This window comes from Ruegeria sp. HKCCE3926, assembly GCF_017872515.1.
Taxonomy (GTDB): domain Bacteria; phylum Pseudomonadota; class Alphaproteobacteria; order Rhodobacterales; family Rhodobacteraceae; genus Ruegeria.
This window is the reverse complement of the sequence record NZ_JAEDOU010000005.1, coordinates 165,181-180,214: the sequence shown is the minus strand read 5'-3', so window position 1 is coordinate 180,214 and position 15,034 is coordinate 165,181. Positions and strand designations below refer to the sequence as shown.

The 15,034-nt window shown below is 58.4% G+C and carries 16 protein-coding genes; 5 read left to right on the top strand and 11 right to left on the bottom strand.

The genetic code is table 11. The annotated features are described in order from the left end of the window. Window positions 1-8: 8 nt before the first annotated feature. Window positions 9-1,643 carry a SulP family inorganic anion transporter gene (locus tag I9184_RS14420; protein ID WP_209834978.1) on the bottom strand — a complete coding sequence of 545 codons (1,635 nt, stop codon included), beginning with the start codon at window positions 1,641-1,643 and terminating at the stop codon, window positions 9-11. 165 nt (window positions 1,644-1,808) lie between these two features. Between I9184_RS14420 and I9184_RS14415 the strand changes: the two genes are divergently transcribed. The 5 genes from I9184_RS14415 to I9184_RS14395 all read left to right on the top strand — a co-directional run bounded on the left by I9184_RS14415 (window position 1,809) and on the right by I9184_RS14395 (window position 6,036). Then, window positions 1,809-2,369 carry a hypothetical protein gene (locus I9184_RS14415; protein ID WP_209834977.1) on the top strand — a complete coding sequence of 187 codons (561 nt, stop codon included), beginning with the start codon at window positions 1,809-1,811 and terminating at the stop codon, window positions 2,367-2,369. A 66-nt stretch (window positions 2,370-2,435) separates the two neighbouring features. Then, on the top strand, window positions 2,436-3,308 hold the full coding sequence (locus I9184_RS14410; protein WP_209834976.1) for an S-methyl-5'-thioadenosine phosphorylase: 873 nt from the start codon (window positions 2,436-2,438) through the stop codon (window positions 3,306-3,308). Between the two features lie 286 nt (window positions 3,309-3,594). Then, the gene (locus I9184_RS14405) at window positions 3,595-4,224 is read left to right on the top strand and encodes a LysE family translocator (protein ID WP_209834974.1); all 630 of its coding nucleotides are present in this window, start codon (window positions 3,595-3,597) and stop codon (window positions 4,222-4,224) included. A 619-nt stretch (window positions 4,225-4,843) separates the two neighbouring features. Continuing rightward, entirely contained in the window at window positions 4,844-5,383 is a 540-nt protein-coding gene (locus I9184_RS14400; protein ID WP_152457268.1) for an adenine phosphoribosyltransferase, read from the top strand. Between the two features lie 170 nt (window positions 5,384-5,553). After that, window positions 5,554-6,036, top strand: a complete 483-nt coding sequence (locus tag I9184_RS14395) for a fasciclin domain-containing protein (protein ID WP_209834972.1) — start codon at window positions 5,554-5,556, stop codon at window positions 6,034-6,036. 36 nt (window positions 6,037-6,072) lie between these two features. On the opposite strand, the gene I9184_RS14390 is transcribed toward I9184_RS14395, so the two are convergent. From I9184_RS14390 to cyoE, 10 genes are all read right to left on the bottom strand, one after another. Beyond that, complete coding sequence (locus I9184_RS14390; RefSeq protein WP_209834970.1) at window positions 6,073-7,488, bottom strand: FAD-binding oxidoreductase; 1,416 nt, start codon at window positions 7,486-7,488, stop codon at window positions 6,073-6,075. A gap of 38 nt (window positions 7,489-7,526) precedes the next feature. Beyond that, the gene (locus tag I9184_RS14385; RefSeq protein ID WP_171205647.1) at window positions 7,527-8,345 is read right to left on the bottom strand and encodes an MBL fold metallo-hydrolase; all 819 of its coding nucleotides are present in this window, start codon (window positions 8,343-8,345) and stop codon (window positions 7,527-7,529) included. A 102-nt stretch (window positions 8,346-8,447) separates the two neighbouring features. Then, window positions 8,448-9,032: a GNAT family protein gene (locus I9184_RS14380; RefSeq protein WP_171636888.1), complete on the bottom strand. Its 585-nt coding sequence runs from the start codon at window positions 9,030-9,032 to the stop codon at window positions 8,448-8,450. Further along, window positions 9,032-10,294, bottom strand: a complete 1,263-nt coding sequence (locus I9184_RS14375) for a pitrilysin family protein (protein ID WP_209834968.1) — start codon at window positions 10,292-10,294, stop codon at window positions 9,032-9,034. The genes I9184_RS14380 and I9184_RS14375 overlap by 1 nt, the downstream gene beginning before the upstream one ends. Next, window positions 10,291-11,679 carry a threonine synthase gene (thrC, locus tag I9184_RS14370; RefSeq protein ID WP_209834967.1) on the bottom strand — a complete coding sequence of 463 codons (1,389 nt, stop codon included), beginning with the start codon at window positions 11,677-11,679 and terminating at the stop codon, window positions 10,291-10,293. Before thrC ends, I9184_RS14375 begins: the two co-directional genes overlap by 4 nt. After that, on the bottom strand, window positions 11,676-12,353 hold the full coding sequence (locus I9184_RS14365; protein ID WP_209834966.1) for an SURF1 family protein: 678 nt from the start codon (window positions 12,351-12,353) through the stop codon (window positions 11,676-11,678). The genes thrC and I9184_RS14365 overlap by 4 nt, the downstream gene beginning before the upstream one ends. A 157-nt stretch (window positions 12,354-12,510) precedes the next feature. After that, complete coding sequence (locus tag I9184_RS14360; protein WP_152457261.1) at window positions 12,511-13,326, bottom strand: cytochrome c oxidase subunit 3; 816 nt, start codon at window positions 13,324-13,326, stop codon at window positions 12,511-12,513. A 22-nt stretch (window positions 13,327-13,348) separates the two neighbouring features. Continuing rightward, window positions 13,349-13,924 carry a cytochrome c oxidase assembly protein gene (locus tag I9184_RS14355; RefSeq protein ID WP_152457260.1) on the bottom strand — a complete coding sequence of 192 codons (576 nt, stop codon included), beginning with the start codon at window positions 13,922-13,924 and terminating at the stop codon, window positions 13,349-13,351. Continuing rightward, entirely contained in the window at window positions 13,924-14,085 is a 162-nt protein-coding gene (locus tag I9184_RS14350) for a hypothetical protein (protein ID WP_162896804.1), read from the bottom strand. Before I9184_RS14350 ends, I9184_RS14355 begins: the two co-directional genes overlap by 1 nt. After that, window positions 14,082-15,032 (bottom strand): heme o synthase, encoded by a 951-nt coding sequence (gene cyoE, locus I9184_RS14345; protein ID WP_171636880.1) that lies wholly within the window; start codon window positions 15,030-15,032, stop codon window positions 14,082-14,084. The genes I9184_RS14350 and cyoE overlap by 4 nt, the downstream gene beginning before the upstream one ends. Between the last annotated feature and the right edge of the window lie 2 nt (window positions 15,033-15,034).

Sequence of the window (15,034 nt, the reverse complement as noted above, 5' to 3'; positions counted from 1 at the left end):
TTTCGAAGTCAGTGCCCGCCCAGAATACCGGTGCGGACAGAGTAATCTACCGCCAGTTCGTAGTCCGGGTCATCATCACTGTCGACCATGAGGTGTCCGGCTTTGTTCAGCAGTTTGTGACAATCCCGGCTCAGGTGGCGCAGCATGACTCGTTTGCCTGCTGCCTCGTATTTTCCTGCGATATTCTCGATGGCTTGCAGCGCGGACTGATCCACCACGCGGCTTTCGGCGAAATCGATGATGACGGTTTCGGGATCGTTCGGGACGTCGAACAGTTCGATAAAGCCGTCAGAGGACCCAAAGAACAACGGCCCCTGAATTTCATAGACTTTCGCGCCTTTCTCGGTCTCGGAGTCACGCGTGACCGCATGAATGCGCTTGGCATTGTTCCAGGCATAGGCCAGCGCCGAGACGATGACGCCGACCACAACGGCAACGGCCAAGTCCTCCATCACCGTTACGACAGTGACCAGAACGATGACGAACGCATCGGTCATTGGTACTTTGCGCAGAATTTTGAACGAGTTCCACGCAAAGGTGCCGATCACAACCATGAACATCACGCCAACCAGCGCGGCCAGCGGGATTTGTTCGATCAGGGGTGATGCGAACAGGATGAAGACCAGCAGGAAAAGCGCTGCTGCAATTCCGGCAATACGAGTACGCCCGCCGGATTTCACGTTGATCATCGACTGCCCGATCATCGCGCAACCGCCCATGCCGCCGAAAAATCCGGTCACGATATTCGATGCGCCCTGCGCGATGCATTCCTGAGACGCCCCACCACGCTTGCCTGTGATCTCACCCACAAGGTTCAGGGTCAGCAAGGATTCGATCAGGCCGATGGCGGCCAGAATGACTGCATATGGCAGGATGATCTCAAAGGTTTCCCAGTTCAGAGGAACCATTGGAATATGGAAGGAAGGCAGGCCGCCTTCGATCGATGCCAGATCGCCGACGCGCGGCACATCAAGGCCAAAACCGATCACGATTGCCGCGACAACCAGAATACCGGCCAGCGGCGCAGGAATGATGCGTGTAATCCGGGGCATGACCCAGATCACTGCCATTGTCAGCCCGACAAGACCCAACATGGTGTAAAGCTGCATCCCGGACAACCATTCGCCGCCGCCCATGCCATGACCGGTATTTTCCATGGTTCCGGGCACTTTGAACTGCCCCATCTGGGCAAGAAAGATCACGATGGCCAGACCGTTCACAAAGCCCAGCATGACAGGATGCGGCACCAAACGGATGAAGCGCCCCCAATGCATCGCCCCGGCGATGACCTGAAGGATTCCCATAAGAACAACGGTCGCGAACAGGTATTCAACCCCATGCTCGGCCACCAGTGCCACCATGACAACCGCAAGCGCGCCGGTCGCGCCCGAGATCATGCCCGGCCGTCCACCGATCAGTGCGGTGATCAAACCGACCAAAAACGCCGCATAAAGACCGACCAGCGGGTGCACACCCGCCACAAAGGCAAAGGCCACCGCCTCGGGCACCAGTGCAAGAGCAACAGTCAGGCCGGACAGCAGCTCGATCCGCAGGCGTGAGACGGTCAGCCCTTCATCTGGAACCCAGCGCAGATCGGGAATGGCGAGGCGATTGGCAAAGCTTGCCAGCAAGGCTCGGGGCATCAGACAGTCCTATAGGATTATATGTTCGCGCGAAGGCGTCGTTGTAGCTGGCGCGCCGGCATTGAGCTACTGCATAAAACGGGATGCAGCCATGCGTGTGACGCATACGTGACGCTCGCGGCAAGTTGATTTGCAGAACATGATGAAGCCACAACATGTGAGGCCATGCGTTGGATCCTCTTCTTACTGTTCCCGGCCTTTCCCGTCCTTGCACAGGATTTGGATGGCAATGACACGGCCGGCAACTGGCGGGTAACGCATCACGAGATTTTCGGCATCTGGAATTCGATCTGTGACGAGCGCGAAGAAGACAACACCCTGCGGCAGCGGTGTTACATCCGACGGGCCGAGGTGTTTTCCTTTCGGCCAAAATTTGCGGCACAGTTCGTATTCATTACGCCCGAACCTGAAGGTTTCAAAGTTGAATTCGGGATCGAGCCGGGCACTTTCTTCAACCCATCCGGATTTCGCATCGACAACGGCGAAGAAGTCATATGGCGCACGCGGCGCCCCGGATGCCTGACCGGGCTTGGCTGTACCTTCGAAGACCAACGTGCCGAGGCGCTTTTGGACGCCATGCTGACCGGCGATGCGTTCCGCTTTGTCTTCCGAGACCGGCACGGGCAATCACAGGATCTGACCTGGTCTCTGGGTACGTTCGGCGCAGCCTGGGCCGATTTCACCGTGCAATCGCAGCAGCGCAACCTGTTGACGTTACGGGAATAGGCCTCTTGTCAAATCCGGGCTGAACCCGCACAAATTCAACATCAGTTATTCAGGCGGAGCAGGACAGTGACCCAAACCAGAATAGCCGTCATCGGCGGATCGGGCATCTATGACATCGATGGGCTGGAAAACCCGGAATGGGTAGAGGTTGAGACCCCTTGGGGTACGCCGTCAGACCAGATCCTGACAGGGTCGCTTGACGGTATCGAAATGGCCTTTCTGCCACGTCATGGGCGCGGTCATGTGCATTCACCCACCGATGTACCTTATCGCGCCAATATCGATGCGCTGAAACGGTTGGGCGTGACGGACGTGATCTCGGTGTCGGCCTGCGGATCGTTCCGCGAACATATGGCACCGGGTGACTTCGTGATTGTCGATCAGTTCATCGATCGCACTTTTGCACGGGACAAAAGCTTTTTCGGAACGGGCTGCGTTGCCCATGTCAGCGTTGCTCACCCCACCTGCCCACGCCTGTCGGACGCATGCGAGACGGCAGGTAAGGCCGCCGGCATCACAATCCACCGGGGCGGCACCTATCTGGCGATGGAGGGCCCCCAGTTTTCAAGCCTTGCGGAATCCAGGATGTATCGCGAGCAATGGGGCTGTGACGTGATCGGCATGACCAACATGCCCGAGGCGAAACTCGCCCGCGAGGCCGAGCTGTGTTACGCGTCGATCGCGATGGTCACCGATTATGACAGCTGGCACCCGGACCATGGCGAGGTGGACGTGACCACGATCATCGCCACCCTGACCGGCAATGCCGAAAAAGGCCGCGCACTGGTCAAGGGCCTGCCGTCCCTTCTGGGGGCCGAACGAACACCCTGCCCGCACGGTTGCGACCGGGCGCTGGAATACGCGATCCTGACCGCACCGGAAAAGCGCGACCCGGCGCTTATGGCCAAGTTGGATGCGGTGGCCGGGCGTGTGATGTAAACGCCCGGTTTTGCTACTGATGGCCGGAAATCGCGCCGAAACCCGGCCTGGCACAGGGTACTGGTAAGGTTTGTTGTCCTGCCGGTTTGTCAGAACGGAACGTTCCCTGGCATTTTTCTTTAAGTGTTTCCTGCGACTTCTTGGGTTTCGAGCGTAATGCGTTTTGCGTATTTGGCCTGTTTTAGCGCCTCGAACAGGGAAATTGAATCCGACATTGTCGACTTGAATCCAATTCGTAGTATGACAGAAAATCTGTATGAATTGAGTTGAGTAAAGGAACCGCATCATGCCTTTTGAAGTCTGGCTGGCCTTTGTGGCTGCATCTACGGCTTTGCTGCTGCTCCCCGGCCCGACGGTGTTGCTGGTTCTCAGCTATGCCCTGTCCAAGGGGCGAAGTGTCGCCGTCGCATCGGCCACGGGGGTGGCGGTGGGCGATCTTTTGGCCATGACCGCATCTTTGCTGGGGCTTGGCGCGCTTGTTCTGGCTTCGGCCACGTTGTTTTCCGTTCTCAAATGGGTGGGCGCGGCCTATCTGGTCTGGCTTGGGATCAAGCTGTTGCGCAGTGCGCCAGCCGGTGGATTGAACATGGTCGACACCGGGCGGGATGTCACAGCGCGCAGCGTATTGGGCCACGCAGCCGCCGTCACAGCCCTGAACCCGAAATCCGTTGCCTTCTTCATTGCCTTTGTGCCGCAGTTCATACGCCCCGCTGAACCGCTTGGACCTCAGTTCGTCATCCTGATTGCCACATTCGTCGGGCTGGCCTGGTTGAACGCGTTGGCCTACGCCCTGTTGGCAGACAGGTTGCGGCGTTTGATCGGCCGCGCCAGCGTAATCACTGCGATGACACGGTTTGGCGGGTTGACCTTGATCGGCATGGGTATGGCCACGGCGGTCCTACGCCGACCGGCCTGACACCGCATCAGTCTTCGGCGTGCTCTTTCATGAATCCACGGATAAATCTGCGGATTTCGCGCGCAGCCGACGTGTCCAGCTCTTTGCAAAGCTCGACAAACGAGTCACGTTCATCCCTGTCGAGGCGTAAGACCAACTGACTATTTTTCTTGGTCGATCCTTTGCCTTCATTCCTGGCCACGTGTATTTTTCCCAACGAAGTTAAGCTCTATCTGGCGATGCTGTGCATATCCATAGCATAGTTTTTGTCGTTATCGGGCACTTAACGGCAAGGACAGGATATTGACAATGAACCTTGCCACCTTCGGACCGTTCTTGAGCCAGCTCCTCGCAATTGAAGCCGACCGCGCCTGAGACACGGACATGTCGAATTGCAAACCAAACAGATTGCTCATTGCGCTACCGGAAATTCGAGCGTGGAACTGTTTGGAACAGGTGGCAGCAAGCAAGAAAATGGGTCGGAGACTTATCTTGGCCGGCGCACAAGTTGCGTCGGTTTTTGGCCTGCTCAACGCTGCAACCTCACTCCCGTGCTGATCCAGCCGTGGAATTGTTCCTTGCATGGCCAACCCCGTTGGGCCAAACACAATACCTGTGTTTGACGCTAAAAGGTTGGTCCATGTCCAGAAACAAATCTGTCAAAGATTACATCCGAACCATCGTCGATTTCCCCCATGAAGGGATCATGTTTCGGGATGTGACAACCCTGTTTGCCGACCCCCGCGGGTTTCGGATGGCGATTGACCAGATGCTGCACCCCTATGCCGGTGAGCGGATCGACAAAGTGGTCGGGCTTGAAGCACGCGGGTTCATTCTGGGCGGTGCGATTGCGCATCAGTTGAGCGTCGGTTTTGTCCCGATCCGCAAGAAGGGCAAACTGCCCGGCACAACAATCAGTCAGGACTACAAGTTGGAATACGGAGAGGCGATCGTCGAGATTCATGACGATGCCATCCAACCCGGTGAAAAAATTCTGGTGGTTGACGATCTGCTGGCCACGGGCGGAACTGCCGCGGCGGGTATTAAGCTGATCGAACGGCTTGGGGGCGAAATCGTCTCGTGCGCCTTCATCATTGACCTGCCCGAACTTGGCGGCAGCAAAGTGTTGGAAGAGATGGGCATGGACGTGCATGTCCTGTGCGAATTCGAAGGACTCTGACCAGGAGTTTTTCACAAAAACGTGACTGGAAACTGAAAACCGGGCGGGCTTAGCGCGGTTTTTGCGCCGATCAAGGCGCAAAACGGATCAATACAAGTGATCTTGTGGTCAGGTTGCCCCGTACCCCGGGTGATGCTGCTTGAAGCATTTCAACCTAGGGAGTTTAGCTCATGTTCCGCAAATTCGCCGCCGCCGGTGTCGCCTCGATCCTGTTCAGCACTGCTGCATTCGCCGATGGTCACGGCAAGGACATTGTCGACACAGCCGTCTCCGCTGGCAGCTTTGAAACACTCGTCGCGGCAGTTCAGGCCGCCGAACTGGTGGACACACTCAAAGGCGAAGGCCCGTTCACCGTATTTGCCCCCACCGATGACGCGTTCGCGGCTTTGCCCGAAGGCACCGTCGAAAACTTGCTGAAGCCCGAAAACAAGGATCAGCTGGTGGCCATTCTGACCTACCACGTCGTGCCGGGCAAAGTGATGTCAGGTGATCTGAGCGATGACATGACGGCTGCAACCGTACAAGGCGGCGATATCACGATCGATCTGGATTCGGGTGTGATGGTGAATGACGCCAACGTGGTTCAGGCCGACATCGAAACCAAGAACGGCGTGATCCATGTGATCGACAAGGTGATCCTGCCTGCCTCGTAAGAAACAACCGGGCACGGTCCGACGCTCGGGCCGTGTTCACCCTTTCAGTACCGCGCCGGGATTCATGATGCCCTGCGGGTCCAATGCCAGTTTGATAGCCCGCATCGCGCCCAGCTTGGCTGGATCGCCATAGCGTTCCAAATCGTTGGTCTTGAGGCGCCCGACCCCATGTTCGGCACTGACTGATCCGTCGAAGGCGTAAACCAGATCATGGACGGCCTGCTTGATCGCGCCTCTTTGATCATCAAATTCCGATCGGTGCCGCCCTTTGGGCGGGAACACGTTGTAATGCAGATTGCCGTCACCAAGATGGCCAAAGCAATTGATCCGGAAGGGCCCCAGGCCCGCAATCAATTTTCTGCCTTCGCAAATGAAATCGGGAATTCTGGAAATCGGGATCGAGATATCATGGCTCGACACTGACCCGATCAAACGATTGGCTTCGGGAATGCGTTCGCGCACCGCCCACAAATCGGCCCGCTGCGCTTCACTTTGGGCGATTACTCCGTCCTGAACCTGACCAAGCTCTTCAGCGCGAACAAAGAGTCCCTCCAATGCGGCAAATGGTGAATGCCCGTCAGCCAGACCCAGCTCGATCAATACGCTCCACTCCGGGGGCGAGGCGAACGGTTGACGGACATCCGGCAGAACCTCGGTCAGGAAATCTAGCCCCTGCCGGTGGATCAGCTCAAACGTACTGACGGCCTCACCCACCTTGTCCCGCGCCAAAGCCAGCAGGTCGATCGCCGCTTCAGGAGAAGCCACATGAAACACCGCCGTCCCTACACCGGCAGGTCGTGGGAACAGCTTGAGCGATGCGGCAGTGATGATCCCCAGCGTCCCCTCGGCCCCGATCAGCAGGTTGCGCAGGTCATAGCCGGTGTTGTCCTTTCGCAGCCGGCTGAGGCCGTGCCAGATCTCACCACTGGGCAGCACCGCCTCAAGCCCCAGGCACAGGTCGCGCGCGTTGCCATACCGCAAAACGTTGACGCCCCCTGCGTTGGTCGACAGGTTGCCTCCGATCCGGCAGGATCCCTGCGCCGCCAATGACAAAGGAAACAACCGGTTTACCGCCTCGGCTGCGGCCTGAACATCTTGAAGAATAGCCCCGGCTTCGGCGACCAGAACGTTCTCGGTTGGAAAGACAGACCGGATGACGGTCATCCGTTCCAACGAGATCACCAACGGCGCAGGCCCCGCCGACATCACCTGCCCGCCGACCAGGCCAGTGCCGCCGCCATATGGAACAATCGGAATCTGTGACTGCGCAGCCAATTTTACCAGCTGCGCCACCTCATCGGTGTTGCGCGGCAAGGCCAGCAGACCGACCCGTCCCGAAAAACGCCCACGCGGTTCTTCCAAATACCGTTCCTCTACGGGGCGCAGCACACCGTCGCCCAGTTTCGAACGGAGCAGCGCGGCAAAACGGTCATCAGCGGGGTTCAAACTCATGCGCCTCCAATGCCCAAGCGATGCGGTTGCCGCAAGCCTTATTCAAGATCAATCAGATAGCGCGGCTCAAGCACCACAACCGTAGGGCGGTCCGGAAGGTTCCGCAACGAAACGGTGATCTCCGACACCCCGTCGCGCTCAACCGGAAATGTATCCCTGATATCCACCAGGAACCGATCCAGCGAGAACTGCGAGAACCAGTGCATCGGAATGATGACAGAACTCTTCAGCCGTTTCAGAACCGCAATCATATCGGGCAGAGGCATCGTGGTCCCGCCATCCACGGCGGCCATGACCACATCCAGCCGCCCGAGCGCGGCAAACTGTTCATCCGAAGGGACATGATGCAAATGTCCCAGATGACCTATGCACAACCCCTCAACCTCGAACACAAAAATTGAATTGCCGCGTTCTTCGACCCCACCATATACAGACCGGATATCGGTCGAGACATTGCGCACCAGCATCTCACCCAGATCCAGATGATGCTCGATACCTTTCCCGAACTCTCCCCACCCCGGGAGAACATGCGGAATGGCCGGGTCGGGATGCGCCGTCCAATGCGTGCCGTGGGCGTGGTTCATCGTCACCACGTCGGGGATCAGGTTTGCGCTGCCGATAAATCCGGTAAAATCCGTCACCGCATTCAGCCCGCCGCGGGTCTGGATCATGAAAGAGGCATGCGCGATATAGCTAATCCGCACCGAGAATTCCGGCACCGGATCCTGCCAGGCCGCCCTGTGCAGATACTCGATTCCGGGCGCCGCATCGGCAATGGCGACACAATGACTTGGCCGTCGCTCCTGCGCAGCGGCCCCGCCCGAAATCACCATCAATGCCGCAATCAACCAGCGCATACCCCGAGTGTAGCGCAGAAAGACAACAAGTCATGCCCCTTGTTCATCTGGCCCCAAATATCCCGGGGGAGGCGCGGCTTGCCGCGACAGGGGCAGCGCCCCCTATCCCGCGTCGGTTTTTCCACGCCGGTCAGACCGCAGGCTGGCATACAGAACATGCGTCCGCCACCGCCCGTTGATTTGCAAATACGACTGCGCCACGCCCTCGTATTTGAAGGCCGAGCTTTCCAGCAACCCGCGCGACGCCCGGTTTTCCGGCAGGCAGGCGGCTTCAATCCGGCTCAGGTCCAAACGGGTAAAGGCATGGTGAACCATCGCGCCGATGGCTTCACGCATATACCCTTGTCGGGCAAAGGCCTGACCGGTCCAGTACCCCAATGTGCCCGCCTGTGCGGGACCGCGCCGAATGTTGTCCAACGTGATGGCCCCAACCAACACGTCATCTTCACGGCGAAACAGAAAAAGCGGAATTGCCGTCCCGGCCGCTACCGAACGTTGTGCCCAATACACACGGTTGGTAAAGGATTTGCGGCTCAGGTGGTCCTTGGCCCAGATCGGTTCCCAAGGCGTCAGGTAACCTTTCGAGGCTCGCCGCAACGCGGCCCAATCGTTGAAGTCGGAATGTACAGGCGGGCGCAGGCTGAGCCGCGCAGTCTCGAGTTTCAGCTTGCGTCTGCCCAACAGCATCACGCCGCGCGCCTCTCCTGTAGTTCGGCCAATGTCGGCGCCCCCGAAACCGGCCCGTACAGCGCCAAAGCGGCAGGTGCGTTGACGGCCATCTGCTCGGCAAATACGCGCACATTTTCGGTGCTGACCGCATCGATCTTGGCCACCGTATCTTCCAGAGACGGGACCCGCCCCCAGATCTGAACCAGCCGCGCCAGCCGTTCGGCCCGGTTTGACGGGCTTTCCAGCCCCATCAACATCCCGGCTTTCATCTGCGCACGGGCACGGGCAACCTCTTCCGTGGTCATGTCCTCTGCTGCGCGCTTCATCTCGTCGATGGTGATGGTGGCAAGCTCTGCCACCTGATCTGCCGAGGTACCGGCGTAGATCGTCGTCGTACCGGTATCCGCATAGGCACCAGTCTGGGCAAAGATCGTATAGCAGAGCCCGCGTGTTTCACGCACCTCCTGGAACAGCCGTGAGGACATGCCGCCACCCAGAGCCGTCGAATATATCTGCGCCGTATAGATCGCATCGTCGCGATAGCCCGGGCTTTCCAGCGCAAGTGCAAAATGGGCCTGCTCCAGCTTTTTCTCCTGCCGTGCTTCACCACCGGTAAAGCGCGCAGGGTCAGCGATCAGCCCGGTGCGTGGTTGCAGATGACCGAACATCTCTTCGGCCATTTTTATCAGCTGATCGTGATCCACGGCACCGGCAGCGGACAGGATCATCTGATCGGGGCCATAATGCTCTGCTACGAAGCCAGAGAGGTCTTCTCGTGAAAACGCACTGACCCGTTCGGATGGTCCCAGAATGGTTCGGCCCAAAGGCTGGTCGTGATAGCTCTGCTCCTGCAACCAGTCAAAGATCACATCGTCGGGCGTGTCATAGGCCTGGCCGATCTCCTGAAGGATCACGCCGCGTTCGACCTCGATTTCGCGCGGGTCGAAAACCGGGTTCAGAACGATGTCGCCGATCACGTCCATCGCCAGCGCCACGTCGTCCTTCAGAACGCGCGCGTAATAGGCCGTTACCTCGCGCGAGGTATAGGCGTTGATGTATCCGCCCACATCCTCGATCGCCTCGGCGATTTGCAGCGCCGAACGGCGCTCGGTTCCCTTGAACGCCATATGTTCAAGGAAATGCGCGATTCCGTTCTGTTCGATCCGCTCATGCCGCCCACCGGCGGTTACCCAGATGCCGATGGCCGCAGATTGCAGCCCCGGCATATGTTCACTGACGATACGAAACCCGTTCTTCAGTTGGTCTTGTCTGACAGTCACTCAGCGATGTGCCTTTTTATATGATCCTCAAGGGCACCCAGATCATTGGCGATGCGGGTCACCCGTTCCGGACGTTCATACAGATCAGACATGCGGGATGGAAGAGGTGGATGCACGTCGCTCGCCTTCTCGACTGCGGCGGGGAACTTGGCGGGATGCGCAGTGGCCAAAGTGATCATCGGGGTATCGGTGGCACGGTGGTCTTCGCCGACCTTGATCCCGACCGCAGTGTGCGGGCAGACCAGTTCCGCGCTGTGGGCAAGCGTATGCCTGATCGTCGCCAGCGTTTCGTCTTCGGACACTCGGCCCGAGTCGAAACTCTCGCGCAGCGCTTCCATCGCGCCCTGGCTGACGTTGAAGCCGCCATTTTTGAGCTCGTCCATCAGCTGCGCCACGGCACCGCCGTCCTCGCCATAGGCGTAATACAACGCCCGCTCAAAGTTCGAGCTGACCTGAATGTCCATCGACGGGCTGATCGAGGGGATGGTGTCGCCCTTGAAATACCCCTCACCCGACAGACAGCGGTGCAGGATGTCATTCTGGTTGGTTGCAACGACCAGACGGTCGATGGGCAAGCCCATGCGCTTGGCCAGATAGCCTGCGAAGATGTCGCCGAAATTGCCGGTCGGCACGGTGAAACTGACCTTGCGGTGCGGCGCGCCGAGGCTGACGGCGGCCGAGAAGTAATAAACGATCTGCGCCAGCACCCGGGCGAAGTTGATCGAGTTCACACCCGCCAGCTTGACCCCGTCGCGGAAGTCGAAATCGTTGAACATATCTTTCAGCGCGGCCTGACAATCATCGAAATCGCCGTCCACGGCCAGAGCATGAACGTTGCTGTCCGCAGGCGTCGTCATCTGGCGACGCTGCACCTCGGACACGCGGCCATGCGGGAACAGGATGAACACATCCACGGCATCCAGCCCCCGGAACGCCTCAATCGCGGCAGAACCGGTGTCGCCGCTGGTCGCGCCCACGATGGTCACGCGGTCATTGCGCCGTTTCAGGGCCACCTGGAACAGCTGGCCGATCAACTGCATGGCAAAGTCTTTGAAGGCCAGCGTGGGGCCGTGGAAGAGCTCCAGCAAGAAGTGATTCTCGTTCAGCTGCTTCAGCGGCGCGCGGGCGTCATGACCAAAACCCTCGTAGGCACGCGCGATGATCTGCTTGAACTCATCCTCGGCAAAGGAGCCGCTGACATAGGGCCACATCACACGGAACGCGATGTCCTCATAGGCCAGACCAGCAAGCGCCGCGATCTCGTCATGGCTCATCACAGGGATCTCGGCGGGCAGATAAAGCCCCCCATCGCGGGCCAATCCGGTCAGCATCGCCTCTTCAAAGGTCAGTTCTGGCGCTTGGCCACGGGTCGAGATGTATTTCATTGCTCTTCACTCTCAGAGGGGGCGCGATTGCGCCACAGGAAATAACCGGTCATCACAGCCCAAACCAGAGCCAAGCCAAACCAGGTGATTGCATATTGCAGGTGATCGTTTGGAATCCCCGCCGTATCCACCGGCAAAGGCGTCACGTTCGGGTCGGTCTGAGACCGCGCAATCAGCAACACCGGTTCGGCCCCCAGCGCGGCGGCCAGATTGGGCACGTCCCGGGCAAACCAGATGTTGTCGTCAATATCGGGCTCGGGCGTATAGCTGTCGACCTCATCCGGCCAGTGCAGGTTGCCGGTGATCTCCATCGGACCGGTCAGACGCGACGCCTGTTTTGCAGTTGTCGGCGCAAACCCCCGATCGACCAGAATTGTGCGGTCCTCGGTGCTGAACGATTGGATGATGCGATACCCTGCCCCGACCTGTTTGACCGAAACAAGAACATGGATTTCGCCTGGTTCCATCTCACCCGAAACCGTTATCGGAAGGTATTTGTCAGTGTCCTCTGAAACCTGCCGGGGCAAGGCGATAGGGTCGGCTGAAATGCGACTTTCAATCTCTGCCAACAGCTCCTGTTTCCAGGCCAGACGCTGCATCTGCCAGATCCCCAGCGACAGCAGAACGCCCAAACCGGCGAGGCCGAAGATCAGCAGGAACAGAATGCGGCGCATGGCAGGGTCGAACCTCGTTTCAGGAACCGGCGTCTTGTTAAGGGGCGTGTGGGCCAAATTGCAACCACGCAATTGTATGGGGCGCAATCTTGCGCCCGGAACAGAGAAAAAGCCGCCCCTCAAGGGCGGCTTTAGCAATTTGATGAGCTGATCGGGCTTACATCAGCGGGGCCTGTCCCCAGATGTAGACTGCAAAAAACAGGAACAGCCAGACAACGTCAACGAAATGCCAGTACCAGGCCGCCGCTTCGAACCCGACATGCTTTTCCGGTGTGAAGTCGCCTTTGAGGGCCCGGATCAGGCAGACCGACAGAAAGATGGTGCCGATGATGACGTGGAAACCATGAAAACCGGTCGCCATGAAGAAGTTCGAATAGAACTGATCATCGCCAAATTTCCAACCTTCATGGGCCAGCAGCTCATAGTATTCGAACGCCTGCAAACCGGTAAAGGCAATGCCCAGAACGATACCGATGGCCAGACCGTTGATCAGCGCTTTGCGGTCGTTGTCATGCACCAGCGCGTGGTGGGCCCAGGTGATAGCACAGCCCGACAGCAGCAGAACCAGAGTGTTGATCAGCGGCAGGTGGAACGGGTCAACCGCGTGGATGTCCGGCTGGATGTATTCGGTGCCGGCATAGTCGTACATCGGGTACATGCGATGTTTGAAGAACGACCAGAACCAGGCAAAGAAGAACATCACCTCGGACATGACGAACAGGATGAAACCGTAACGCAGACCGATGCGAACGACAGGGGTGTGATCCCCCTGGCGGCTTTCGACAACAACTTCGGACCACCATGCGAACATGGTGTAAAGAACTGCGACCAGACCGGCCCAGAACATCCACGGGGTCAATCCGTGCATCCAAAGGACGGCTCCGAACAACATCACAAAGCCGCCGACAGCTCCGATCAGAGGCCAGATCGACGGGGCCAGAATGTGATAATCATGGTTTTTAGCGTGTGCCATCAGCGTCCCTCACCTACAGGCGTTAGTTCGTGTTTGTTTCTGCCTGCGCTTCAAGGGCGGCATAGCCCTCTGGCAGGTCAATTTCGTAGAATGTATACGACAGCGTGATCGTATGAACATACTTTGCTTCAAGATCTTCGACCATTTCAGGATCGACGAAGAAGGTCACCGGCATCTCTACCCGCTCGCCAGGTTGCAGCACCTGCTCTTCAAAGCAGAAACAGGCAATTTTTTGAAAATACCCGCCTGCCGAATAGGGTGCCACATTGTATGAGGCCTGACCCGCGATTGGACGATCCGTTGGGTTGTAGGCCTCATAGAAAGCCAGTCCGGTCTCGCCGATGCGCACTTCCATCTCGCGAACGACCGGTTTGAATTCCCAGGCCATGTTTTTGGCCTTGGACGCATCAAACCGTACGGTGACCGTGCGGTCCAGAATGTCTTCGGGGGCGGCTTCGGCCACACCGGTTGTACCGCCAAATCCGGTCACGCGGCAGAACCAGTCGTAGAATGGTACCGCCGCCCAGGCCAGGCTACCCATCAGGACAACCACACCCACGGTTTGAGCGACCGTTTTCTGTGGACCAGACAAAGCCATCAGTTCTGGACCTCCTGCGTGGCCATGTTGAAGTCAGTACCCGAGACCTTGACGATCGTCAGGCCGAAAATGATCACAATAAAGGCAGCCAGCGTCAGGCCGACGCCCAAATTGCGGCTGAACCGACGCTGATGCAGTTCATGGCTTTTGCGCAGGCTCATGACCATCCTCCCAAACCATAGGGTTTCAGCAAGGCTTCGGCCAGAATAGCGCCGAAATGCAGGAAGAGGTAGAGCAGCGAAAGCTTGAAAAAGCTGCGTTCGACCTTGAAATTATCGGCCTCCGAGTCATCCTCGGTCCGACGTGAAATTTGCCAGGCGCCGCGCAGGAACAACGCGTTCAACACCAAAGCCACGGTCAGATAGATGGGACCACCGATGCCAGAGAACGCGGTTCCCACCGCCAGTATCGCCAGCAGGGCCGTATAGACGAGAATGTGTACACGCGTCGCACGGCGACCATGCGTGACGGTCAGCATAGGCACGCCCGCGTCATCATAGTCCGAGCGCATGAACAGCGCGAGTGCCCAGAAATGCGGCGGTGTCCACATGAAGGTCAGGGCGAACATCAGCCACGGTTCAACCTCCATGGACCCGGTAGCAGCCACCCAGCCGATCACCGGAGGGAAAGCGCCCGCCGCACCACCGATCACGATGTTCTGCGGGGTCGAGCGCTTCAGCCACATGGTGTAGACAACGACATAGAAAAAGATTGTGAAGCCCAGAAACGCACCTGCGAACCAGTTGGTCGCAAGGCCCAGCATGATCACCGACAGGCCCGACAGGGTCAGGCCGATGGCCATCGCCTCACCCTCCTCTACCTTGCCGGAGGGGATCGGGCGACCTTTGGTGCGTTTCATCACCTTGTCGATATCCGCATCCCACCACATGTTCAGCGCACCCGATGCACCGCCACCGATGGCGATGAACAGAATGGCGCAGAACCCGACAAAGGGGTGGACCGGAACCGGGGCCGCCAGCAGACCGACCAGCGCCGTGAACACGACCAGAGACATCACGCGCGGCTTCAGCAGGGCGAAGTAATCGCCAAAGCTGGCCTCGTCCGCGTGGGCGGTCGCTGTGCTGGCATTGATGCTTGCGTCGGTCATCT